Source organism: Synechococcus sp. OH30, from assembly GCF_047462175.1.
GTDB lineage: Bacteria > Cyanobacteriota > Cyanobacteriia > Thermostichales > Thermostichaceae > Thermostichus.
Genome location: NZ_JANSIP010000014.1, coordinates 1 through 23717 on the forward strand (window position 1 = coordinate 1; position 23717 = coordinate 23717).

The 23717-nt window shown below is 60.2% G+C and carries 22 protein-coding genes and 1 pseudogene; 12 read left to right on the forward strand and 11 right to left on the reverse strand.

Translation table 11 applies throughout. From position 1 onward, the window contains the following. A pseudogene (locus tag NW830_RS11175) lies at positions 1–274 on the forward strand (pyridoxamine 5'-phosphate oxidase); the annotation flags it as partial. A gap of 216 nt (positions 275–490) precedes the next feature. Further along, positions 491–1057: a hypothetical protein gene (locus NW830_RS11180; protein ID WP_414362599.1), complete on the forward strand. Its 567-nt coding sequence runs from the start codon at positions 491–493 to the stop codon at positions 1055–1057. On the opposite strand, the gene mraY is transcribed toward NW830_RS11180, so the two are convergent. From mraY to NW830_RS11205, 5 genes are all read right to left on the reverse strand, one after another. Continuing rightward, positions 1054–2094, reverse strand: coding sequence for a phospho-N-acetylmuramoyl-pentapeptide-transferase (mraY, locus tag NW830_RS11185; RefSeq protein WP_414362622.1), 1041 nt, complete (start codon positions 2092–2094; stop codon positions 1054–1056). The two genes, NW830_RS11180 and mraY, sit on opposite strands and share 4 nt — an antisense overlap. 159 nt (positions 2095–2253) lie before the next feature. Next, positions 2254–4629: a phosphoketolase gene (locus NW830_RS11190; protein ID WP_414362600.1), complete on the reverse strand. Its 2376-nt coding sequence runs from the start codon at positions 4627–4629 to the stop codon at positions 2254–2256. 99 nt (positions 4630–4728) lie between these two features. Further along, on the reverse strand, positions 4729–5832 hold the full coding sequence (locus tag NW830_RS11195) for a pentapeptide repeat-containing protein (RefSeq protein WP_414362601.1): 1104 nt from the start codon (positions 5830–5832) through the stop codon (positions 4729–4731). Positions 5833–5850: 18 nt separating this feature from the next. Beyond that, positions 5851–6225, reverse strand: coding sequence for a DUF1257 domain-containing protein (locus NW830_RS11200; RefSeq protein WP_414362602.1), 375 nt, complete (start codon positions 6223–6225; stop codon positions 5851–5853). 98 nt (positions 6226–6323) lie between these two features. Further along, positions 6324–7469: an AI-2E family transporter gene (locus NW830_RS11205; protein WP_414362603.1), complete on the reverse strand. Its 1146-nt coding sequence runs from the start codon at positions 7467–7469 to the stop codon at positions 6324–6326. Positions 7470–7552: 83 nt separating this feature from the next. Between NW830_RS11205 and xseA the strand changes: the two genes are divergently transcribed. From xseA to folD, 3 genes are all read left to right on the forward strand, one after another. After that, positions 7553–8827 carry an exodeoxyribonuclease VII large subunit gene (gene xseA / locus NW830_RS11210; RefSeq protein ID WP_414362604.1) on the forward strand — a complete coding sequence of 425 codons (1275 nt, stop codon included), beginning with the start codon at positions 7553–7555 and terminating at the stop codon, positions 8825–8827. Continuing rightward, the gene (gene xseB / locus NW830_RS11215) at positions 8808–9041 is read left to right on the forward strand and encodes an exodeoxyribonuclease VII small subunit (protein ID WP_414362605.1); all 234 of its coding nucleotides are present in this window, start codon (positions 8808–8810) and stop codon (positions 9039–9041) included. The genes xseA and xseB overlap by 20 nt, the downstream gene beginning before the upstream one ends. Positions 9042–9138: 97 nt before the next feature. After that, positions 9139–10008: a bifunctional methylenetetrahydrofolate dehydrogenase/methenyltetrahydrofolate cyclohydrolase FolD gene (folD, locus tag NW830_RS11220; RefSeq protein ID WP_414362606.1), complete on the forward strand. Its 870-nt coding sequence runs from the start codon at positions 9139–9141 to the stop codon at positions 10006–10008. Between the two features lie 160 nt (positions 10009–10168). Here the strand turns inward: folD and NW830_RS11225 are convergent, their stop codons facing one another. The 3 genes from NW830_RS11225 to NW830_RS11235 all read right to left on the reverse strand — a co-directional run bounded on the left by NW830_RS11225 (position 10169) and on the right by NW830_RS11235 (position 11822). After that, positions 10169–10447: a hypothetical protein gene (locus NW830_RS11225; protein WP_414362607.1), complete on the reverse strand. Its 279-nt coding sequence runs from the start codon at positions 10445–10447 to the stop codon at positions 10169–10171. A gap of 86 nt (positions 10448–10533) precedes the next feature. After that, positions 10534–11610: an A/G-specific adenine glycosylase gene (gene mutY, locus NW830_RS11230; protein ID WP_414362623.1), complete on the reverse strand. Its 1077-nt coding sequence runs from the start codon at positions 11608–11610 to the stop codon at positions 10534–10536. A 74-nt stretch (positions 11611–11684) separates the two neighbouring features. After that, entirely contained in the window at positions 11685–11822 is a 138-nt protein-coding gene (locus tag NW830_RS11235) for a hypothetical protein (RefSeq protein WP_414362608.1), read from the reverse strand. Positions 11823–12186: 364 nt separating this feature from the next. Here NW830_RS11235 and NW830_RS11240 point away from each other — a divergent pair, with 364 nt between their 5' ends. The 6 genes from NW830_RS11240 to NW830_RS11265 all read left to right on the forward strand — a co-directional run bounded on the left by NW830_RS11240 (position 12187) and on the right by NW830_RS11265 (position 17912). Further along, positions 12187–13278, forward strand: a complete 1092-nt coding sequence (locus tag NW830_RS11240; protein WP_414362609.1) for a serine hydrolase — start codon at positions 12187–12189, stop codon at positions 13276–13278. A gap of 82 nt (positions 13279–13360) precedes the next feature. Next, complete coding sequence (locus NW830_RS11245) at positions 13361–13654, forward strand: RNA-binding S4 domain-containing protein (protein WP_414362610.1); 294 nt, start codon at positions 13361–13363, stop codon at positions 13652–13654. A 51-nt stretch (positions 13655–13705) separates the two neighbouring features. Further along, on the forward strand, positions 13706–14365 hold the full coding sequence (locus NW830_RS11250) for a DUF2232 domain-containing protein (RefSeq protein ID WP_414362611.1): 660 nt from the start codon (positions 13706–13708) through the stop codon (positions 14363–14365). 42 nt (positions 14366–14407) lie between these two features. Continuing rightward, complete coding sequence (locus tag NW830_RS11255) at positions 14408–14995, forward strand: hypothetical protein (protein ID WP_414362612.1); 588 nt, start codon at positions 14408–14410, stop codon at positions 14993–14995. Between the two features lie 37 nt (positions 14996–15032). Next, on the forward strand, positions 15033–16217 hold the full coding sequence (locus tag NW830_RS11260) for a pyridoxal phosphate-dependent aminotransferase (RefSeq protein ID WP_414362613.1): 1185 nt from the start codon (positions 15033–15035) through the stop codon (positions 16215–16217). 69 nt (positions 16218–16286) lie between these two features. Then, positions 16287–17912, forward strand: coding sequence for a peptide chain release factor 3 (locus NW830_RS11265; protein WP_414362614.1), 1626 nt, complete (start codon positions 16287–16289; stop codon positions 17910–17912). 45 nt (positions 17913–17957) lie between these two features. On the opposite strand, the gene NW830_RS11270 is transcribed toward NW830_RS11265, so the two are convergent. The 3 genes from NW830_RS11270 to NW830_RS11280 are packed head-to-tail and all read right to left on the reverse strand — an operon-like array spanning position 17958 to position 21079. Next, positions 17958–19040, reverse strand: coding sequence for a diguanylate cyclase (locus tag NW830_RS11270; RefSeq protein ID WP_414362615.1), 1083 nt, complete (start codon positions 19038–19040; stop codon positions 17958–17960). 16 nt (positions 19041–19056) lie between these two features. Continuing rightward, positions 19057–19932: a photosystem I biogenesis protein BtpA gene (gene btpA / locus NW830_RS11275; RefSeq protein WP_414362616.1), complete on the reverse strand. Its 876-nt coding sequence runs from the start codon at positions 19930–19932 to the stop codon at positions 19057–19059. A 31-nt stretch (positions 19933–19963) separates the two neighbouring features. Beyond that, positions 19964–21079 (reverse strand): quinone-dependent dihydroorotate dehydrogenase, encoded by a 1116-nt coding sequence (locus tag NW830_RS11280; protein WP_414362624.1) that lies wholly within the window; start codon positions 21077–21079, stop codon positions 19964–19966. A 673-nt stretch (positions 21080–21752) separates the two neighbouring features. Here NW830_RS11280 and uvrC point away from each other — a divergent pair. Next, entirely contained in the window at positions 21753–23624 is a 1872-nt protein-coding gene (gene uvrC / locus NW830_RS11285) for an excinuclease ABC subunit UvrC (RefSeq protein ID WP_414362617.1), read from the forward strand. Positions 23625–23717: the final 93 nt, after the last annotated feature.

Here is a 23717-nt window from a genome sequence, read left to right on the forward strand (position 1 = left end):
GTACCGACAACAGTTGTGGCAACAAATCTCAGAAAAAGGACGGCTGCTTTGGTTCTGGCCGGAACCCAAAGGCCCTCTTGCCCCCCCAGAAGCATTCATTGAAGAGCTGCCCCCCGAAAAGGCCTCTTTGCCGCCGCCAACATTTGTCCTACTGCTGTTGGATCCAACGGAGGTGGATCACCTGCAGCTCAAGGGAGATGCAATCTACCCTCAACGGCGAACCCTCTATGAGCGCAGCCCGCAGGGATGGCAACGCCGAGCAGTCAATCCCTAAAGATCCCAGCCGGCTTCAACCTGGGCAGGGGAGCCGTTTTTCCCTCGCTTTCCGAGAGAATATTGAGGAGAATAGATGTGCTAGCGCAAATGAACACTCTCCCACCCTCCAGAGCGACGCCATCCGACGGCAGCTGGAGCTCCCCTCCTGGGGGGTAAGTGTCCCTCAGCTTCTTTCTCCAGCCGATACCTAGGCTTCCTAGTTGCAGTACTTCTGATGTCTATTTCCGCCCTCTCATTGGCTAAGCGCATTGCCCAAGCTGTTGCTCCTCTTTTGACCGGCGAGCCCTTGTTGGCCAGAGCTTTGCAGGACAAGGTGCGCCAGGGATCCCTGGGGTTAGCAGCTACTTTGGTTTGGAGTCTGGTTGCGGCTAGGGGGCTGGCAGCCCACCTGATGGCCACATCCCCACCCACTTCCTCTAGGGAGGGAGGAGCCTCTGTCCTAACCTCGCCAGCGGTTTCCCCTACCTCTGCCCGCACAGGGCCCTTTCGGGTTGGCAACCGCACCCCTCATCCAATTCGCCTCGTGATTTTGTTGCGCAGCAGTAGTCGGCTGACCAACCCCGAAACAGCTCACTGGGATTTTGCCCCTGGCGAAGGGGGCAGCCAGGGTTTGCTGCTGAGCTTGGGGGAGGAGCCGCTGCAGATTGGCCCTGGCGATATTGTGGTAGCTTTTACCCTGGATGGGACCCGCCGCTACTGGGGTCCCAATGTGGTGGGAGAGTCACTGGCACCCTTTTGGGATGAGGAAAGCGGCTCCTGGTCGATGATCTTGCAGCCCTAGAGAGGGGGAAGCGCTTCCCCTCCAGCCCACTGCCAGCAGAGCCAGCCCAGCCCCACCAACAGCGCCGTTAACCCATAGAAGCACCCCACCACCTGCACCTCCGACCAGCCGCTCAACTCCAGGTGGTGGTGCAAGGGGGACATGCGCAGCAGCCGTTTGCCTTGGCCGGTTTTGCGTTTGGTGTACTGGAAGTAGCCCACCTGCAGGATGACTGACAGGGCTTCCACCACCAAGATCCCGCCCATCCAGGCCAGGGCCCAGAGCTGATCCCCCAGCAGGGCCAGCCCCGCCAGAGCGCCTCCCAAGCCCAGGGATCCAGTATCCCCCATAAACAGGCGGGCCCGGTGGTGGTTGTGCACCAGAAAACCCAGGCAGGCACCGCTGAGGGCAAAGGCCAGGAGAGCCAACGCCGGATCAGGAGCGGTTAGCCCCAGCCCTGCCAGGAGGAGGGCCACCACCCCTGCCGCCAGGCCGTCCATGCCGTCGGCGAGGTTGACGGCGTTGTTGGTTCCCACCAACACAAACAGAGCCAAGGGCCAGAACAGCCAGCCCAGGGAGAGGGGGCCTATTCCCGGCAGGGTGAGAACCGTAGGGATCCCTTGCCAAGCTAGATAGCCGCAAAAAGCCAGGCCAATCCCAACTTGGAGCAACAGCTTCGCTTTGGGGGACAACCCCTTGTTGGAGCGCTGCCGGATAACCAGCCAATCATCCAGCCAGCCAACCAAGGTGTAGGCCAGAGTCAGCAGCGCCACCGCCAGCCACTGGGGATCCCAGCCGCTCCCGATGCCAGCTACCAGCAGCCCTACGGGCAAAAAGCTAAGGCCACCCATGGTTGGTGTGCCTGCTTTTTTGTAGTGGGACTGGGGCCCCTCCTCCCGGATGACCTGTCCTGCCTTCCAGCGCCGCAAGGCTGGGAGAAGCAGGGATCCCAGCCCAGCCGATCCCACCGCACTTAGCCCAAAGGGAAGGAGCACCTGGGGCCGGCTTCCGATGACCACGGCCGAGAGAGTCAGGCCCAGAACCCAGGAGAGGGCCATTCCTCCCCAGGCCGCCTCTTCCAGGTGGGGAAGGGTATCCGCATCCATTCTTTCTGAACCCCTCACACCCTCAACCTCCAGCCCAACTCCTCAAAAAAACTCCGGCAGGAGAGCCTAAGAAAACTCTACCCTGCCGGAGGGCCAGAGGCGAAGGATCCCCTAGTAGGGCCACTTCCAGTTGCGCACCTCCGGCAGATCCTCGCCGTACTTGCAGATGTACTGCTTGTGCTCCACCAGCTTGTCGCGAATGAGCTGCTGGAGGTGATCCCGCCGGTATTTGAAGCGCTCCACCCGCTCCAACACATCGTTGGCCAGGTTGAAGCGATCCACCTGGTTGAGGACGCACATATCAAAGGGAGTGGTGGTGGTGCCTTCCTCCTTGTAGCCGCGCACATGCAGGTTGTGGTGGTTGGGACGGCGGTAGGTGAGGCGGTGAATTAGCCAAGGATAGCCGTGGAAGGCAAACACGATGGGCTTGTCGGGGGTGAAGATACTAACAAACTCCTTGTCGCTGATGCCGTGGGGGTGTTCGCTGGGCGGCTGCAACTTCATCAGGTTCACCACGTTCACCACTCGGATCTTGATGTCCGGCAGGTGCTGCCGCAAGAAGTCCACCGCCGCCAGGGTTTCCATCGTCGGCACATCGCCACAGCAGGCCATGACCACATCCGGCTCCGAGCCCTGATCGTTGCTGGCCCACTCCCAGATCCCCAGGCCCTGGGTGCAGTGCTTGATGGCGGCATCCATGTCCAGGTACTGCAGGGCCGGCTGTTTCCCCGCCACAATGACATTGACGTAGTGGCGGCTGCGCAGGCAGTGGTCGGCCACCGAGAGCAGGGTGTTGGCATCAGGGGGCAGGTAGACGCGGATAACATCGGCCTTTTTGTTGACCACGTGATCCAGAAAGCCGGGATCCTGGTGGCTAAAGCCGTTGTGATCCTGCCGCCACACGTGGGAGGTGAGCAGGTAGTTGAGGGAGGGGATGGGCCGCCGCCAAGGGATGTGGCGAGAGGTTTTCAACCACTTGGCATGTTGGTTAAACATCGAGTCCACCAGGTGGATGAAGGCCTCGTAGCAGGAAAAGAAGCCGTGGCGGCCTGTCAACAGGTAGCCCTCCAGCCAGCCCTGACAGACGTGCTCGCTTAGGATCTCCATGACCCGTCCATTGGGGGAGAGGTGCTCGTCGTAGTCGTAGATAGGCGCTACCCAAGTGCGGTCACTGGCCTCAAACACAGCGTCCAGGCGGTTGGAGGCAGTTTCGTCGGGGCCAAAGAGGCGGAAATTGTGGGGGTTAAGCTTCATCACATCTCGCAAAAACTGCCCCAGCACCTTGGTGGCCTCCGCTTCCGTAGTGCCAGGGCGCGGGACGTCCACCGCATACTGGCGGAAATCTGGCATTCTCAGCTCCCGCGTCAGCAAGCCGCCGTTGGCATAGGGAGTGGCGCCCATGCGCTTTTCCCCCTTGGGGGCCAGCTCCTGCAGCTCGGGGAGCAAGCGGCCGTTTTCGTCAAAGAGCTCTTCCGGCCTATAGCTGCGCAGCCACTCTTCCAGGAGCTTGAGGTGCTCCGGGTTCTTGGCCAGATCCGCCAGCGGTACCTGGTGGGAGCGCCAGAAATCCTCTACTTTTTTGCCGTCCACCTCTTTGGGGCCTGTCCAACCTTTGGGGGTGCGCAGGATGATCATCGGCCACTGCGGACGGGTAGGATCCCCTTTGCTGCGGGCGTGGTGCTGGATTTCCTGGATCTCGTGGATGACGGTGTCCAAAGTGGCGGCCATCAACTGGTGCATCTGGGCTGGCTCAGAGCCCTCGACAAAGTAGGGTTTGTAGCCGTAGCCCACAAACAGGCTTTGCAGCTCTTCACGGCTAAGGCGGCCCAGAATGGTGGGGTTGGCAATCTTGTAGCCGTTGAGGTGGAGAATGGGCAGCACCGCCCCATCGTGGATGGGGTTGAGAAACTTGTTGGAGTGCCAGGAAGCAGCTAGGGGGCCAGTTTCTGCTTCTCCATCCCCCACTACGCAGGCCACCAGCAAGTCGGGATTGTCAAAGGCTGCCCCAAAGGCATGGGCCAGGGCATAGCCCAGCTCCCCTCCCTCGTGAATGGAGCCAGGGGTTTCCGGAGCTGCATGGCTGGGTACGCCGCCGGGGAAGGAGAACTGCTTGAAGAGCTTGCGCAGGCCTTCAGCGTCCTGGGTGATGTTGGGGTAGAGCTCGCTATAGGTGCCTTCCAAGTAGGTGTTGGCCACCAGGGCAGGGCCGCCGTGGCCGGGGCCAGTGATGTAGAGGATGTTGAGGTTTTCCCGCTTGATGATGCGGTTGAGGTGGACGTAGATAAAGTTCAGCCCTGGCGTAGTCCCCCAGTGCCCCAAGAGGCGCGGCTTTATGTGTTCTGGCTTCAAGGGCTCCCGCAGCAGCGGATTGTCCATCAAGTAGATCTGCCCCACTGACAAGTAGTTGGCAGCCCGCCAGTAGGCGTCGATTTTGCGCAGTTCGTCGTCAGTGAGCGGTTTTGTCGAGAGCTGTTCTGCCAAAACCATAGGTGCACCCCGTAGGTATCTCTCCTCCCATGGTGAGCCAGGTTTGGATAAGGATGTGGGGATCTTGGGATTCCTTTGGATTTGGCAGCGGGGGTCGGCCTACCACCACCAGGGCTTGAGGGGGGTGCCATCGGGGAAGATCAGGCCAGCAATGCGAGCCCCGCTGTGCTTGAGGCCCTCGATCTTAGCGCCTTCCAGGTTAGCTAGCTCCAAATTGGCACCGCTAAGGTTGGCGCGGCGCAAGTTTGCCCCCTGCAACTGGGCCCGCTGCAGCTCGGCGCCGCTGAGATCCGCCCCTTCCAGGTCGGCATTGTGCAGCTTGGCTCCCCGCAGATCCGCCCGCTGCAGGTTGGCTCCTCGCAAGTCCGCCTCCTCCAAGTTAGATCCGCGCAGGTCCACACGCTTGAGGTCGGCCCCCCGCAGCCGGATCTGGCGCAGGACCAGCCCCCTCAAGTCGGCTTTGCTGAGATCCTGGCCGCCGAGATCCTGTCCCTCTCCTCCCCAGTTTTGCAACTGCCAAATGTGGCGCAGCCGCGCCTCCATTCGGGTCTCTTCGGAAAGCTGGGATCCCCGTAGGCTGGTGCCGCTGACTTTTACCCCCCTCAGATCGGCTCCGCGCAGATCTGCCCCTTCAAGGACAGCGCCGCTTAGCTTGGCTCCCTGCAAATTGGCCTGGCGCAGATCCGCCTGCCGCAGGTGGGCGCCGTTGAAGTTGCAAAGGCGCAGGTTGGCCTTTCTCAAGTTAGCTTCGTAGAAGTTGGCACCTCCCAGCCGTGCCTCCTGCAGATCCACTCCTTCCAAGTCGGCGTAGGCAAAGTCCCGCTCCCCCCGCCGATAGGCCACGATGACTCCCTGAGCACCTCCCACCGGGCGAAAGGGGCTGTAGGCCCGACAGGCCTCCTCTGCCTCCGGCTGCTCCAGCTGGGAGAGGAGCCGCCACGCTGCCAGGCGCACCGCCCAGGAGCTGTTGCTGGCCAGGGCTGCTATTAGCTCCGCTAGACCTGCCGGCCCGTACTGGAGTAATTGGGGCAAGGTAGCTAGACGCACCGCCTCGTTGCCCTGGGTAAGCCGCCGCCGCGCCCCCTCAAGACCCCCCAAAACCAAGGCGTGAACTGGGGCACTGCTGGCTACGGCTTGTCCTCCCAACACCAGATCCCAAGGGCGAGGGTTAGATCCCACCGCTGGCTGAGGGTTGCCGCTCATGGGCGGAGAGGGGCTCAGTTACACCCAGCGCCCCACCACCACGCGGATAGTGCCATCCTCCAGGCGCTCCTCCGCCTCGATGGCATAGCCCTGTTGCTGCACAGAGCGCAGCAGGCTTTTGTAGGCGTAGCGCTGCAAGATTGGCCCCAGGAAGGTTTGGGGATCGATGCGCGCCCCCCAGAGATCAGCCACCAGCTCATAGTGATCCCCGTTGCGGCGAAAGCCAATGTCAAAGCCGTTCTTCTGCCGGATCACCAAGTCGGCGCGGGTGCGGTTCCAGAGGTAGCCCCGCAGGCTGGCGTTCCGCTCCACGCTGTAGCCCAATTCCTTGAGGGTCTCTTCCAGCAGCTCGGCATCTTTAATTTGCACTTGCAGGGTGGTGAAGTGGGACATGGCGCTTCCCATCCCAACACGGCGAGGGGGATCCCCACTATAGAAGCGCTTTTGCAGCTCTGGGACAAATGTTAAGGAGCTTGACGTTTGGCTTGTCTTTAAACCTCTCGGCGCGATGGGGGCAGCAGCCCGGGATCTGCCCTCTCGGGGTTGCCCTTGGAAGTTGGGATCCCATCGTTTCCCAGCTCGGACAGGAGTAAGGGGCGGGCCCGGGATCCCTGCCAGGGATCCAGCACATCCCGAATCAGCACCTCCTGGATCCACACCTGTAGGATGGCTGCCAAGGGCACGGCCAAGAACAGGCCCAGTACCCCAAAGAAAAAGGCTGAGGTAATTTGGGCTACCAAAGTTAGAGCGGGCAAAAGCGACACTTGTCGCGACATGACCAGAGGGGTGAAGACGCTGCTTTCAAGCTGCTGGATGAAAATGTACAGCCCCAGCACTGCCAGTGACTTCCAGGGGGCATCGGTAAGGGCCACTAGCATAGGGGCAACCACGCTTAGGGTGGGGCCGATGTTGGGAATGAAATTAAACAGACCCGCCAGCACGGCATTGGCCAGGATTAGGGGCACGCCCAAAATCCACAGGCCAATACCGCTCAGCACCATCACCAAGGTACTGGTAAACAAGACCCCCACCAGCCAGCCCCGCAGCACCAGCTCGCAGCGCTTGAGGATGTAGCGAACGCGAGGGCGGTAGAAGGCGGGGAAAACCGAGACAAAGGCCCGGCTGTAGGCCTGGGGATCCGCCACCAACAGGATGGTGAGGATGATGACAAACAGCAAGTTGAGCAGGGTGGCAAAGAAGGCAGTGAAGGACTGGGAGAAAAAGTCGCGTACCTGGCGCACCAACTCGGTGGCCTGGGGCACAAGACTATTGGCCAACTCCCGCAGCGTCGGCAGCTCAATATCGGTCGGCAAGGAGAGGATCAGGTTCTCGAAGAGCCGCTGGGCCTGCACGATCCCAGCGGGCACCACGTCAGTAAACAGCCGGCGCAACTGCTCTGCTAGGGGTGGCACCACAATGAGCCCCACCAAGACTGCGCCCACCACCACCGTCAAGCCAGTGAGGAGAAGGGAGGGGCCGCGGCGAAAGCCATAGCGCTGGGGGATCTGGGCTAGGGTATCCAAGGCTACTGCCAGGACAATAGCGGCAAACACCAGCAGCAGGATCTGTCGAATCTGCCAGAGCAGCACCAGCAGGCCTAGCAGCGCCCCCAGCCCCAACCAATGGGCAAAAGTCACCGCAGCCCACCTCCTCCCTTGCTTCGTCGTCGCCTATTCTAGATGGGATCCCAGGCGTTCCCAGCAGTCTTCGGGCGCTGCCTATGCCGAATCCAGATTCGGATAACCCCGCTGACCTGGAGGAGGCGATGGAGTCGCCGCTTGCCGAGGAAGCCCCCCTCCTCTCAGTGGGAGGAGTGTCCCGTTATCTAAAATTGCTGCTGAGCGGGGATCCTTACTTAAGCAGGCTGTGGGTGGTTGGAGAAGTCTCCAGTTGCCAGCGCAACCGCAACGGCCACCTGTTCCTGACCTTGGTGGATCCAGAAAGCGGCGATGTCCTCAAGGGAGTGATCTGGCAAAGCCAGACTGCTCGGCTCAGCGTCTGGCCAGAAGTGGGGCAACAGGTGCTTGCGCTGGGTCAAATTGGCATCTACAGCGGCGGCAGCTACTACCGCCTTGTTATTTGGCAGTTGCTGCCAGCAGGCAAAGGGCTACTGGCGTGGCGTTTGCAGCAGCTCAAGGCCCGCCTGGCTGCCGAGGGCTTGTTCGACAAGCAGCGGCCTTTACCTACCCACCCCCAGTGTATTGCCGTTGTCAGCTCTCCCGACGCCGCCGGCTGGGGCGATATCCGCCGCACCCTCAACCAGCGCTACCCGGGGCTGCGGGTGCTGTTTTCGCCGGCTCAGGTGCAGGGGGAGGCGGCCCCCGAGTCAATTGTACGGGCCATTCGCCGGGTGGAACGGGATGGGCGGGCGGAAGTGCTGCTAATTGCTCGGGGGGGCGGATCTGGCGAAGACTTGGCCTGCTTTAACGACGAACGGGTGGTGCGGGCCATTGCCGAATGCCGCATTCCGGTGGTGACTGGGATCGGCCACCAGCGGGATGAGACCCTAGCTGACTACGCGGCTGACTATGCGGCCCACACCCCCACAGCGGCCGCCGAACGGATCGTGCCCGATCTGCGGGAATTGCAGCAGCAGGGATCCCAACTACGGCAGCGGCTAGTTACCTGCACCCTGCAGGTTTTGGAGAAGGCTCAGCAGCGCCTGCACCACGCCCACTGCCGTCTGCTTCAAACTCATCCCGAGCAGCTGCTGCAACGGGCTCAGAAGCACCTAGCCCAACAGCAACAGCGCCTTGTCCAGGCCGTGCGCCATCGCCTTCAGCAGCAGCAACAGCGCCACCAAGCTCTCCAGCAACACCTCCAAGCCCTCGATCCCGCTGCCGTCCTCAAACGGGGCTATGCCCTGGTGCGCGACGAATGGGGAGCTCTGGTCCGCAACCCCTGCCTACCGCCCCAAACCCGCCTGCGGATAGAGCTGGCTGGGGGAAGCTTCTGGGTTCGAGTGGAGGAGAGCCATGAGGAGCCGCAAGCGTGAGGAGCCCTGGCGCTACGAAGCAGCCATTGCCGAAGTGGAAAGTTTGATTGCCCAGATTGAATCGGGGGAGCTGGATCTAGAGGAGGTGGTGGAGCGCTTCCAGCAGGCCGCCCAAACCCTGAAGCGCTGCGCCGAGTTTTTGGAGCAAAAGCGGCAGCAGGTGGAGATCATCATTGAGGAGCTGGGGTCTGAGGAAGAGGAGTTGCGCGAGTAGCCTGAGTGCCCGCGCTTCTCAACAGCGGCAAGGCTTGACGAAGGGAGCTGCACCCCTGAAGATAGTCAAGTTGTCAAGACCTCAGGGGGCGCCCTCCATGGCCGCCAAGATCTTGGATGGCAAAGCCCTGGCTGCTCGCCTGCAAGCGGAGATGGCCGCCCAAGTGCAAGCTTGGCTGCCGCGGGTGGGGCGCCCACCAGGGTTGGCGGTGCTGCGGGTTGGGGAGGATCCCGCCAGTGCGGCTTACGTGCGTGGCAAAGAGCGGGCCTGTGAGCGGGTGGGCATTGCCTCCTTTGGTCGCCATTTTTCCGCCCAGGACTCCCCCACCCATCTTCTTGAAGTCATCAGCCAGCTCAACCAGGACGAGCGGGTGGACGGGATCCTGGTACAGCTACCCTTGCCCCCTGGCTGGGATCCCATCCCGCTCCTTTTGGCCATCGACCCCGCCAAAGATGTGGACGGGCTACACCCCCTCAACCTGGGCCGGCTAGTGCGGGGCGAGCCGGGCCTACGCAGTTGTACCCCCCTGGGCGTGATGCGCCTGCTGGAGGCAGAAGGGATCCCGCTTGCTGGGCAAAAAGCCGCAGTGGTTGGCCGCAGCCTCCTGGTGGGCAAGCCCCTGAGCTTGATGTTGTTGGCTGCCGATGCCACGGTTACTGTGGCCCACTCCCGTACACCGGACTTGGCTGAAGTAACCCGCAGTGCCGACATTGTGGTCATGGCCGTGGGGTGTCCCCGCCTGCTCAAGGCAGAGATGGTGAAGCCGGGAGCTGTGGTTGTTGATGTAGGCATCAACCGTATCCAAGGCCCTGACGGCTCCGAGCAGTTGGTGGGAGATGTGGACTACGAAGCCGTCAAAGAGCGGGCTGCTGCTATCACCCCCGTGCCAGGGGGCGTAGGGCCGATGACAGTGACAATGCTGCTGGCCAACACCCTGGAAAGCTACAAACTACGCAGCTGCCTCTAGGCCAAAACGCGCTAGGCAAGCGCCTCTGCCCCCCTTGCGCATCCAGCTCTGCGCTCTCACCGGCTAGGCCAAACAACCACTGCTGCCGGCCCCAGCAGCCAATGAGAAGCCCCTACCCCCGCCAGGCTAGCTTCTCACCTGCGCCAAGAGATTCCGCTAGCTAGACTAATCCGCGAATTTCTCGATATCTTCTGGCGCGTTCTTCGGCGGGATCAGGGGCTTGCGCCTTGGCAGCGGCCTCCTGCAGTTGTGCCATCACTGCTTCCGGGGGGTCGGCAGAGCGGACGACGTAAAACATCAAGTTAATGGCTTCGGCGGCCGTCAGCTTGAGGTTCTCTTTTCCTTTTGGCACCAGCGCGATTTTGCCGTCTGTTGTCGGAATCGCCGTATGGGATCCCTTGGCCAGAAGCTCCCCTGCTTTCTCCAGAGTGACCAGCATATCCGTACCTCCCTGCCGCAGGATAGCTAGATCCTAGTGAACATCTTGCCGGAACGAGGCCAAAAGGGTCTAAGCCATTTGGCGGATTAGTTGGGTTCCAGGCAAGACCCGTGTTCTTCTAGCCAAGTGTACAGGTAGGGAAATAGCTTTTGGTTGGCTGCTGGAAAAGGAAATTGCGACAGCTCTGCTGGTTTGACCCAGCGCACTTCGCTGCATTGCAGGGCTTGGGCTTCTCCACCCAGATAGCGACAGATAAAAGCCATGAGAGTGATGGTGAAATGGGTATAGGCATGTTCAATGGTGGCTAGCGGCGCCACCACCTGAATATCGATGCCAATTTCTTCTTTCACCTCCCGCACCACACACTCCGCAGGGGTTTCTCCCGGCTCGATTTTGCCGCCAGGAAACTCCCACAGGCCGCTGAGCATCGAGCTTTCCGGGCGCCGGTCGATGAGGATCTCGTTCCCCCGCAAAACGATGGCCACCGCAATCTGTTTGTGAGGGCGCAAGGGACGGGGCTCAGACATAGGCAGGTGTTGCTGTTGACCTTGATTGTAGGCAGCGCAATCGGCCTGCCAAGGACATTGGCTACAGCGAGGTTGCCGCGGCCGGCAGACAGTAGCGCCCAAGTCCATCAGCGCCTGGTTAAAGGTGCGCGGCTGCTTGGGATCCAGCAATTGCTCTGAAAGCTGCCACAACAGGGGCAAACAGCGCTCCGGCGGCTGGGGCAAAGCCACTAGGCGGGCCAACACCCGTTTGACATTGCCCTCCAAAATCGGCAGGGGCAGGTCAAAGGCGGCGCTGAGAATGCCACCAGCTGTGGTGCGCCCGATCCCCGGCAGGGCCAGCACCTGCTCCAGCTTCCTGGGAAACTGGCCTCCGTGTTCCTGCACCAAGATCTGGGCCGCCTTGTGCAGGTTCAGCGCCCGCCGGTAGTAGCCCAGGCCCTCCCACAGTTTCAGCACTTGTTGCTGCGGGGCTGCCGCCAACTCTGGGATCCCCGGCAAAGCCTGCATCCAGCGCTGAAAGTAGGGGATCACGGTTGCCACCTGGGTCTGCTGCAGCATCACCTCCGCCACCCAAATGGCGTAGGGATCTCGCGTACGCCGCCAGGGGAGATCCCGCCCGTGCTCGCGGTACCAGCGCTGCAAGGACTGCCGCAGGCGCTGCCGGACTGCCTCTTCCCCAAGCAGCGGCTGCTGGCCTGCCACCCCTGCTGGCAAAAAAGACGGGGATCTCAAGCGGCGTAAGCAAAGTGGAGGGCCCACCAGATCAGGGCCGAGACGACCCCTGCCACAACGCTGGCTGAGATCAGCACCACAATGGGACTATCCGCCCCCTTGAACTGCATAATGCCGCGGTTGTAGTTAGCCATCGTCGCCTCCCCCAGCTCCAGCGTTGGGGTTCAAGGTAGCCCTTGGGGTTGGGGAACCGAGCGCAGGAGCTGGAAAATGCTTCACAAAAGCCTACCTTCAGGATAGCCAACCCGCTCCCGATCCGGCAGCAAAGGGATTTCCCCTCGGCAGGGTAGGTTGGCGTTCTCTTCCCGGCTAGAGCGCGGGTGCTTTGCCGGCAGCCAAATTGCTGTCATGATTGGTCAAAGGAGTTGCGTTGAGGTAGACATGGCTAGGGCAAGGGAGGGAAGAGGCCGCAGCTCAGCTCAAGAAAGATCCCGGGAGGCGGCGCGCCATCCGTCCCGTTTTCCTCAGGCCGTCCCTGTTTCTGAGCATCTGCTACCTATGGCTTCCCGCCCCCAGCCGCTGCGCCTTTCTCGCCAAAAGGCCATTGCCCGAATGCGCCAACGGGCAACTCGTCCCCCTCAGCGGCGGCGCTCTGCTGCTTTTAAGGAGGTGCTGCTCCGGGGCCTAGGCCTAAGCCTAACTTTGGGCCTGACGATGGCTGGCCTGTCGCACCTGTTACAGTCCACCACCCCTGCTCAGACAGAGCAGGCTGCAACAGGATCTGGGGATCTCCCCCCCACCTTGCCCACCGACTTGCTCAAAGGCCAGGAGATCCCCGCGTTGCGGGAGCGCTTGGCTGCCTTGGCCAACCAGCCGGGCCTAACGGTGGGAGCCTTGTTTTGGGAGGTGGAAAGCGGTGCCTTTGCTGGGGTGAGTCCGGATCAGGCTTTTCCTGCCGCTAGCGTCATCAAGATCCCAATTCTCCTCGCCTTTCTGCAAGCAGTGGAAACTGGGCAGCTGCGGCTAGATGAAAAGCTGACGCTACAAGAAGAGCTCAAAGGGGGGGGAGCCGGCCTTTTGCAAACCCGTCCCCTGGGCTCTCAGGTCTCTGCGCTGGAGGCAGCCACCCTCATGAGCACCCTCAGCGACAACTTTGCCACCAACTTGATCATCCATCGCCTCGGCGGTCGGGAAGCCCTCAACCAAAAGTTTCGCCAGTGGGGGCTGCAACACACGCAGATTTCCCAATGGCTGCCGGATCTGGAGGGTGCCAACACCAGTAGCCCGCGCGATATGGTCTGGCTGCTTAGCCAGGTAGAGCAGGGGCGCATGCTCAGCCGCCGCAGCCGCGACCGCTTTTTGGACATCCTCTGGCGCACCCAACGGCCCTCCTACTTTCGCCCTGGCCTGAACCCAGAAGTGCGCATTGCCCACAAAACGGGAACCCTCAGCTCAGTGGTGGGAGATGCCGGGATCCTCGATCTGCCCAACGGGCGGCGTTACATAGCGGCGGTGTGGGTGAAGCGGGAAACGCCCAACGATCCCAAAGCGGAGGAGCTGATTGCCAAACTCTCCCAAGCTGCCTACGAGTTTTGGTCTGCCGAAGGCGAGCCGACTGCTGCGGCTGCTGCCGATGGCTCCCAGCTCTAGGGGATCCCTGGCCCCGCCCCCCATTCCAGCAAAGCAGCAGAGCAATGGAACCAGCCGACACCCCAGCCAAAGCGGTGAGATCATGGCCAAGACGCTCCCCCCTTCTCAAGCTCCTCCGCCAAGGGATCCCTACATCAAGCTGGATCAATTTCTCAAGCTGACGGGCGTTGTGGCCACTGGTGGGCAGGCCAAGCAGCTTATCCAGGCGGGGCAGGTGCGCGTCAACGGCGAGGTGGAAACCCGGCGGGGACGCAAGCTGCGCCCAGGGGATGCAGTGGCGGTGGCAGGGCAAGTTTGGCAGGTGCGCTGGGAGGGGGCCAGAGCTTGCGCCTGGAACAAGGCCGCAACCGCTCAAGATTCCCCTCAGCCCACTTAGCAAGTGCTGGCCTAAGCTGGGAACAGTGGTCTTTTCCGTGCTGGGCCGCCTGTGCAGGATGATTTTCCCCCCCTACCCCCCTCCCCACCCACTTCTCCTGCCTTAAGGGTGGTGGAAACGGCTTTTTTAGCCAGCACTGCCGCTTTGATCTGGATCTTGAGCTACACACCGCTGGCCCCGTTGATGCGCTTGTTTTTCCCTATCCCCGTGGCGCTGGCCGTGATGCGCTGGGATCCCCGCACTGGAGCGATGGCGCTGGTGGTTTCCGCCCTGTTGCTGACAGTATTGATGGGGCCTACCCGCAGCATCCTCTATGTCATTCCCTATGGTCTTCTGGGTTATTGCTGTGCCTGCCTGTGGCGGCAACGCCTCTCCTGGTACCTCTCGGTGGTCAGCGGTGCTGCCCTCAGCACCTTTGGTCTAGTTTTCCAACTGCTGCTCTCCTCGCTGCTGCTGGGAGAAAACCTCTGGACCTACCTCACCATCCAACTTACTGGCCTGACCAACTGGCTGTTGGACATGTCTCTGGGCAGATTTGGCCTGTATTGGGTGGCAGAACCCTGGATGGTTCAGGTGGTAGTGCTAGGGTTTATTGCCTTTAACTCCCTGGTCTATGCCTTTACCGTGCATTTGGTGGCAGCTCTGGTCATGGAGCATTTCCGCTGTCCGCTGCCGCCGCCGCCAAAGTGGGTGCAGTTTTTGCTGGATTAGGGGGTCCTCGCCATAAGATAAACTTTAGAGACCCTGCCTTTGGTGCTGCCAGTTCTGTCCCTGAGCCCCATGAACCCTATTCCGCCGCCTGCCCACCCCTACCAGTTTCGCGCTCTGGGCCTGATTAAGGGATCCCTGAAGCCGATCCCGAAGACCTATGCCCAGGCAACCTTGGTTGCCACCGATGGTGTAGAATACCCAGCCACCCCTGGCCGTGCCGGGCTACTGCGCTCTTTCACCCACTGCATTGAGAGCGGCCACACCTACTGGTACTACGTGCAGCCGCAGCCACGGTCGGGAGGTACCTTGGGCCTGAGCGTTATCCGCATCCTGGCCCTGCCCGAGGAAGAGCAGGACCCAGGGGCAGAGGAGGAGCCCTTTTTGCCCGCCCCTGAAGATGCCGAGGAGGGCTTTAACATTCGCGGCATCGTCGAGCCTCACGAGGGCTACATCTGGACAACAGTGCGGCGCAAGCCCCAGGGCAACAAACAATTTCCACCTCTGCGGCTACGCCTGGAAGGGTTTTTGCCAGGGGCTACTGCCGGGGAGTTTTGGGATCTGCTGGCGGAGCGGGAAGGTCACCAGCTGCTGCTCGTGGATGGCAGCCGCCTCTTGCCAGCCGTAGCCTAGGTGCTGAGAACTCGCCTAACCGTACAATCCCCAACTGATGGTGTCTGCTGCTGGCTTGTCTCAACGGGTTGCCCGCCTTTCTCCTTCGGCAACGCTGTCGATCTCGGCGCTGGCCAAAGCCATGCAGGCAGAGGGTCTGGATGTCTGTATCCTAAGCGCCGGTGAGCCGGACTTTGACACCCCTGAACATATTCGGGCAGCTGCCATTCGCGCCTTGCAGGAAGGGAAAACCCGCTACGGACCCACTGCTGGGATCCCCGCCCTGCGCCAGGCGGTGGCAGACAAGCTGCGCCGAGAAAACGGCCTGGACTATAGCCCCGAGCAGATCTTGATTAGCAACGGTGGCAAGCAGACCCTCTTTAACCTGGCCATGGTGCTGCTGGATCCAGGAGATGAGGTGATCCTGCCCGTCCCCTACTGGGTCAGTTATCCCGAAATGGTGGCCCTGGCCGGAGCGCAGGTGGTGCGGGTTCAAACCCAAGAGGCGCAGGGGTTCAAACTCACCGCCGCTCAACTGCGCCAGGCCCTCACCCCCCGCAGCAAGCTGCTCATTCTCAACTCGCCCGCCAACCCCACCGGTGCGGTCTATCACCAGGACGAGCTGGAGGCGCTGGCGGAGGTGATCCTCTCGGCTCCTCATCTCTACGTGGTCTGCGACGAGATCTACGAGAAGCTGGTCTACGGCCAAGCCCGCCACCTCAGCTTGGGAGCCCTTTGCCCTGATTTAATGCCGCGCCTGATCCTCAGCAACGGCTTTGCCAAAGCCTACGCCATGACCGGCTGGCGCATCGGCTACCTGGCCGGACCCCAGCCAATTATCGATGCAGCCATCAACCTGCAAAGCCACAGCACCTCGAACGTCTGCACCTTTGCGCAGTACGGCGCTTTGGAAGCCCTGACCAGTCCCCTTTCGGCGCCAGCAATAGAAAAGATGCGCCAAGAGTTCTGGCGGCGGCGGGATCTGATGCTGGAGGGGATCCGCACTCTGCCAGGGGTGAGCTGCCCAGAGCCCGAGGGGGCCTTTTACGTCTTCCTCAACATCAGCCAAGCAGGGCTAAGTTCGGTGGAGTTTTGCCAACGGCTGCTCAAAGAGCACCATGTGGCCGCCGTACCAGGTGTGGCCTTTGGAGCCGATCACTGTATTCGCCTCTCCTATGCCGCTGACCGCGCCACCCTGGAAAAAGGTCTGGAACGGCTGCACCGCTTTCTCTCCTCCCTCTAAACGAGAGGGACTCAATGCCGCCAGCGCCCAGTGAGACCAGCGGGATTGGAGTAGAGGAGCCTCTTGACGATGAAAGAAGTAGACTTAGCCAAAGCCATCCAGCAGCGGCGCACTTTTGCCATCATTTCCCACCCCGATGCCGGGAAGACCACCCTTACGGAAAAGCTTTTGCTCTACGGGGGAGCCATTCAGGAGGCTGGGGCCGTGAAGGCCCGCCGCGCTCAAAAGCGGGTTACCTCCGACTGGATGGAACTGGAAAGACAGCGGGGCATTTCCATTACCTCCACCGTTTTGCAGTTTGATTACCGCAATATTCGTCTCAACCTCCTCGATACTCCCGGCCACCAAGACTTCAGCGAAGACACCTACCGCACCCTGGCAGCAGTTGACAACGCCGTGATGCTGGAGGATGCCGGCAAAGGGCTAGAACCCCAAACTCGCAAGCTGTTTGAAGTTTGTCAACTGCGGAAATTGCCAATTTTTACCTTTATCAACAAGATGGATCGCCCCAGCCGGGATCCCCTTGAGCTTATGGACGAAATTGAGACCGAGCTGGGTCTTAAGCCCTATCCTGTGACCTGGCCTATTGGCTCGGGGGAGCGCTTTACAGCTTTGTTTGACCGCCGCACGCAGGAGTTTCACTTCTTTGAGCGCGTCTCTGGGGGAAGACTGCGGGTCAAGGATACGGTTATGAAACTTGGGGATCCGCAAGTTGAAGAGCTGATTGAAGAAGATCTGTACTACCGATTTAAGGAAGAATTGGAGATCTTGGACGGCCTCATGCCCAGTTTGGATCTCAAGCAGGTTCATGCTGGCAAGCAAACCCCCGTCTTCTTCGGCAGCGCCATGACCAATTTTGGGGTAGAGCTGTTTCTCAATGCGTTTTTGGAGTACTCTCTGCCGCCAATGCCTCACGAAAGTACGGCAGGGCTGATCCCCCCGGACTACCCTGAGTTTACCGGCTTTGTCTTTAAGCTGCAGGCCAATATGGATCCCCGCCACCGGGATCGCATTGCTTTTGTACGCATCTGCTCCGGCAAGTTCGAGAAAGACATGGTGGTCAACCATGCCCGCCTCAACCGCCCCATCCGCCTCTCTTACCCCCAGAAACTGTTTGCTCAAGAGCGCATCTCTATTGACGAAGCTTACCCCGGGGATGTCATTGGCTTGAACAATCCTGGCATCTTTACAATTGGAGATACCCTTTACACTGGCCCAAAGCTGCGCTATGCCGGGATCCCTAGCTTTTCTCCGGAGCTTTTTGCCTATCTCAAAAATCCCAACCCCTCCAAGTTTAAGCAGTTCCAGAAGGGCGTTGCAGAGCTGCGGGAAGAGGGGGCCGTGCAGATTATGTATTCTCTTGATGAATCCAAACGGGATCCCATTGTGGCAGCAGTGGGCCAGTTGCAGTTTGAGGTGCTGCAGTACCGCCTGGAGCATGAGTACAATGTTGAAACCCGCTTGGAGATGCTGCCCTACACCTTAGCCCGCTGGGTAGAAAATGGCTGGGAGGCCCTTCGGGATATCCCCAGTCTGTTCAATACTCTAATTGTCAAAGATATTCAAGGTAGGCCGGTTCTGCTCTTTAAAAACGAATGGACTCTGCAGCAATTTGTAAGCAGTAATCCCAAGGTTAAGCTAAGCAAAATTGCGCCTGTGGCTGAGCTTAGCCCAGAATCCAATGGCCGCTTGTAAATCGGGGAGCCTGCCAGCTTTGCTATCTGGCTAAGGAAGCTGGGCCTAGTCGCTCCCGCTTTCGGTACAGGGTAGGGGTGGCCAGAAAAGCTGCACCCGGTTACGCCCTGCCTGTTTGGCTTGGTAGAGGGCCTTATCCGCTTGTTGCAGGGCAACCTCCGGCGCCAGGGGATAATCTTCGCTAATCACGATCCCACCGATGCTTAGGGTTACGGGCAGGCTGCGCTTAGGCGAAACCTCCACTGGACGGCTGGCAACAGCCTGGCGCAGTGACTCAGCATACTGTTGACAGCGGGAGGGGCTCAGCCCAGGGGTAACGCAGACAAATTCCTCCCCGCCGTAGCGGTAGAGCAGGCTGGAGGGGCGGAGGCGATTGTGCAGCCGTCCCACAATGGCCTGCAGAACGCAGTCGCCCACGAAGTGGCCGTAGGTGTCGTTGATTTGCTTAAAGTGATCCACGTCCAGCATTAACAAGCAGAGGTAGCGGTAGCGGGCTTTCCCCCGCGGCCCCACCTGCTGCAGCAAATGGGGCAGTCCCTGGTCAAGGGCTCGGCGATTCAAGGCACCAGTCAAGGGATCCGTCAAGGACAAAGACTCCAACAGCTCGTTGCGGGCTCGCAGCTGTCGGTTGGCCTGAGCCAAGGCTTGGGCAAGCCGCTGGAGGCGCAGCCCTGCCCGCACGCGTGCCCGCAGCTCTTCAGGAGCCACCGGCTTAGCGACAAACTCATCTGCTCCCCCCTCCAACCCCTGGATGCAATCCTCAAGTTGAGAGCGGACCGTGAGAAAGATGAAGTAGACAAACTGGCCGGCAGCAGATCCCTTGAGACGGCAGCAGAACTCCGGACCCGAGAGCTTGGGCATTACCCAATCGCAGATCACCACCTGCGGCCACTGGCTCTCGTCGAGCGCCTGGAGCCGCTCCCAGGCTACCTGGCCATCTTCCCAGGTTTCCACCTGGTAGTTACAGGCTTTGAGAACCTCGCCAATGAAGAGACGGATCGTCGGATCGTCATCGATGACCCAAATCCGGGGAACCTGATCTACAACTTGGCTCCCTACCCTCTCCTCTAGGAACTCAGCGGCTAGACCAGTATCGGGATCCCCGCTCTTGCAGCTGGCTGACCACATCAGGAGCCCCCCAAGTCTAACTACAGCCAGAAGTGGGAGTGGCGAGGTAGGTAGGGCTAGCGGAACCCCCTCCTATCCCCTGCTGCAGCGCCTCCACAAATTCCCGCACCCGAATCGGGTCAATGAGGGGGAAGAGCTCTGCATAACCTGCACGAGCCGGCCGCTTTAGGGAACTGGCTACGATTACTCCATCAGCGTGCTGGATGAGAGTGCCGATGTTCTCAGCGGTGGCCCCTGAGCCAATGAGAAGGGGTACCTGAGGAGCCACTTGGCGGGCTAGCTTCAGATCCTCCAACCGAGGCGGCTTGCCAGTCGCCTCACCAGAGAGAATGATGGCATCGGCCAGGCCTCGCTCTAGGGTATCCAGGATAGCTGTCTCGAGGCTAATGGGGCTAAGGGGCTGCGCATGCTTCACCAGCACATCGGCAAAGATTTTAATATTTTCAGCCCCTAGCTCGCGGCGGTAGCGCAGTAGGCGGTGGGCATTCCCTTCTATGATGCCCTGATCAGTTACCATTGCTCCGCAGAGGACATTGACCCGAATAAACTGCGCCCCCACACAGGCGGCAATGGCTAGAGCGCTATAGCCATCGTTGCGCAGGACGTTGATCCCAATGGGCAGGGAGACCAGCATCTTAATCCGCTGGACAACTGCCGTCATGGCACTCACCACCGCCGCGTCCACCTGATCCTTGGCAAAGGGGGCATCGTAGAAGTTCTCGACCAGGATCCCGTTGACGCCCCCTGCAGCCAAGGCTGTAGCGGCCTGTTCCGCCTGGGCAATCACCTGCTCTAAGTCGCCGCCCCAACGGGGGGAGGTGGGTAGCGGCAACAGATGCACCACTCCAATAACCGGATGGGAGGTGTTGAAAAGGCACTGCAGCAGGCTCACCGGCAGCCTCCCTCAAGGATCCCTAACAATCTTACGTCTGGATGGAATCCCTGGGGGTATTCTCCTGGAACGGGGAGGGGGCGGAACCCTGCCAGCTGGCAGCAAGGCCGCGCAGTAAGCGAGGAACTAGGCCTGGCCCTTCATAGACCCAACCGGTATAGACCTGGAGCAAGCTGGCGCCGGCAGCGAGTTTCTCCAGGGCATCGTCTAGGGTAAAAATGCCCCCCACGCCGATAATTGGCAGCTGTCCCTGGGTAGCCCGGTGGATGTAGCGGATGATCTGGGTGGAGCGCTCTCGCAGCGGGGCGCCGCTGATGCCACCGGCTGCTGTAGCCAGAGGCCCTAGGCCAGGGAGGGAACGGGTTTTCAGATGGTCACGGCGCAGAGTGGTGTTGGTGGCTATGATCCCGGCCAGGCCATAGGCCTGGGCCAGCTCCAGAATGGCGTCAATCTCTGGCCAGTCCAGGTCGGGAGCAATCTTGACCAAAAGAGGTTTCTTGCCCTGATTTTCCGCCTGCAGAGCAGCCAGGATGGGTGCGAGGTGCTCAGCAGCCTGCAGGGATCGCAAGCCTGGCGTGTTGGGGGAGCTGACGTTAACCACAAAATAGTCCCCTAGCTCCCGCAGCAGCCGAAAGCTGGCCAGGTAGTCCGTGGCGGCAGCTTCCAGCGGCGTAGCTTTGCCTTTGCCCAGGTTGACGCCAATGGGGATGGGACGTTGGGGGAGGCGGCGGAGCCGCTCGGCCAAAGCGGCTGCCCCCTGGTTATTAAAGCCCATGCAATTGAGGGCAGCCCGATCCTGGGGCAGCCGAAATAGGCGCGGCTTGGGGTTGCCCGGCTGAGGCTGGGGGGTGACGGTGCCCACCTCCACAAAGCCAAAGCCCAAGCGGGGCCAGACCCCCAAAGCTATGCCGTCCTTATCAAAACCTGCAGCTAGACCCAGGGGATTGGGAAAGGTCAGCCCCCATAGCCGCACCTCCAGCCGGGGATCCCGATAGCAGAAGAGGCGCTCCAAAAGACTCAAGATCCCAGTGGCCTGGGTAACGTCTAGCCACTCCAAGGTACGTAGGAAGGCCACCTTGAGCGTCTCCGGGTCAGCCCTTAGCCCGGAAAACAGTAGCGGCTGCAGCAGATCCCGATACAGATTCACTAGCAAGGACTTCGCTGGAAGCCATGCTACCACTCCGCACCCCTCGCTGGAGTGGCCGAGAAGGGGTGTTAGTTTTAGCTTGGGGTGCTCTGCCCTGCTGATTACCGCAAGCCTTTTGTTGGGAGTGGCGCGATTTTCTTTCCAAAATGTTTGTGTGTACCGCTTGCTCTTCAAGGAGTGAAAACTTTGTCTATATCACTTGAAACGGTTACCGAGAGTAACACGCCCTATGAATGGATATGTTTTTTGTTGTCGCCAGAGCACCCTATCAAGACAATAGATTGAGACCAGGAGATGAAGGGGAACTGCTGCGTTGAGCTAAGTACATTACGCCTTCCAATCCCGACACCCTAGTAATTGGCTTTCAGAGAGCTCTTATTTTCCATTGACGGGTCTCTAGTTAACTGCACCACCAGTTGCGAGGTATCAAAAAGAGTGAAAATCACCGAGCTTCTCACGAGCTTACCCAAGCAACTGTTTCCCTGCCTCATGTTTCAAGAACAGCACCCAACACCTGCTTCCTTCCTAGGCAGCTTTGTTGTCCTCTCTGGTGCGGGATCATTGCTAGATTGAGATTACAGTGACGAACCCTGACTCCCCTGCCCCTGTAGGAAGAAGGGTTGGGAGGAGGGCGATGTTAGGAACCAGGATCCCTGACGCTAGCTATAGCCCTATGACTGTCCCTCTCATTCAAAACCCAGAGCTGCTGGAGAGTCGACTCAAGGAGATCCCTGCTGAGCCTGGTGTCTACCTAATGCGGGATGCCAGGGATCAAATCCTCTATGTAGGCAAATCTAAGAAGCTACGTTCCAGGGTGCGATCCTATTTTCGCTGCCTCGAGGATCTCTCCCCTCGCATTCAGCGTATGGTGGTCCAGGTATGTGAGATCGAGTTTATCGTAACCGATAACGAAAGCGAAGCCCTAGCCCTGGAAGACAATCTCATTAAAACCTATCAGCCGCCCTACAATGTTCTCCTCAAAGAAGACAAAAAATACCCCTACTTGTGCATCACCTGGTCAGAGCCTTACCCTCAGATTTACATTACCCGCCACCGCCGTCTCAACCAAAATCAAGATAAGTACTACGGGCCCTATACCGATGTGGGTCTGCTGCGTTACACCCTCGGCCTGGTGAAGCGCATTTTTCCCTTGCGCCAGCGCCCCAAGCCCCTTTACAAAGATCGCCCCTGTTTGAACTATGACATCGGGCGTTGCCCTGGTGTCTGCCAGGGCTTGATCAGCCCGGAAGAGTATCGCAAGACCGTTGCTCAAGTGGCGATGATCTTCCAGGGGCAGACAGACGAGCTCATCCGGGAGTTGAAGGAGAAAATGGCCCAGGCAGCCGAGCAAGAAAATTACGAGGCGGCAGCGCGGTACCGGGATCAAATTCGCGGCCTAGAACAACTGGGCGAATCCCAGAAGGTGTCTTTGCCCAACTCTACCGTCAGCCGCGATGCCCTGGCCTTGGCTATGGATGACTTGCGAGCTTGCATCCAGTTGTTTCAGGTGCGGGCGGGCAAGTTGGTGGGGCGGCTGGGGTTTATTGCTGAAAACCGTGGCGACGACCCAGCCCTGATTTTGCAGCGAGTTTTGCAAGAGCATTACCAGTACTGCGACCCGGTGGAAATTCCCTCGGAAATCTTGACCCAGTACGAGCTGCCGGATCGCGATTTTCTCGAGTCTTGGCTAAGCCAAAAAAAGGGGCGCAAGGTCAGCCTCCTTGCCCCCCAGCGGCAGAGCAAAGCGGAGCTAATTGAACTGGTGGAGCGAAACGCCCGGCTGGAGCTAGCCCGCAGCCAGCGCTTAGCAAGCCGGGAGGCAGAAGCGCTGGAACGCTTGGCAGAAGTTTTGGATTTGCCGGCAGCCCCCCGCCGCTTGGAAGCCTACGACATTTCCCACCTCCAGGGATCCGATGCGGTGGGCAGCCAGGTGGTGTTTATTGATGGCTTGCCAGCCAAGCAGCACTACCGCCGCTACCGGATCCGCAACCCCGAGGTGCGGCCCGGCCACTCCGACGATTTTGCCAGCCATGCCGAAGTGGCGCGGCGTCGCTTCAGCAAAATGACCCCTGAGGATCAGCCGGACTTGGTGCTCATTGATGGCGGCAAGGGGCAATTGGCGGCAGTCATGGCGGTCTTGGCAGAGCTGGGCCTGGATCACCTGCCAGTGATTGCCCTGGCCAAGCGGGAGGAAGAGATCTTTCGGCCCGGGGATCCCCTGCCGCTGCGGCTGCCGCCCCAGGATCCGGCCCGCCTGCTGTTGCAGCGCCTCCGCGATGAGGCCCACCGCTTTGCCCTGGCCTACCATCGCCAGCAGCGGCAGCTACGCCAACAGGCTTCTGTGCTGGAGGAGATCCCTGGCCTGGGCAAGCAGCGCCAAAAGCTGCTAATGGAGGCGTTTCGCTCCCTTGCCCGCATTCAAATGGCCACAGAAGAGCAGTTGGCCCAGGTGCCAGGTATTGGCCCCAAGCTGGCCCGCCAGATTTACCGCTACTTCCATCCAGAAGCCGAAACAGAGTCGCCAGCAACAGCAGAAGGGGGGTAAAGGGCCAAACTTAACGAACGTAAGGTGCGGAATTCCCCACCGTATAGACGGTGGGGATGGATAGCACCCTCTGACTGATTCTGGTTCTAGGGA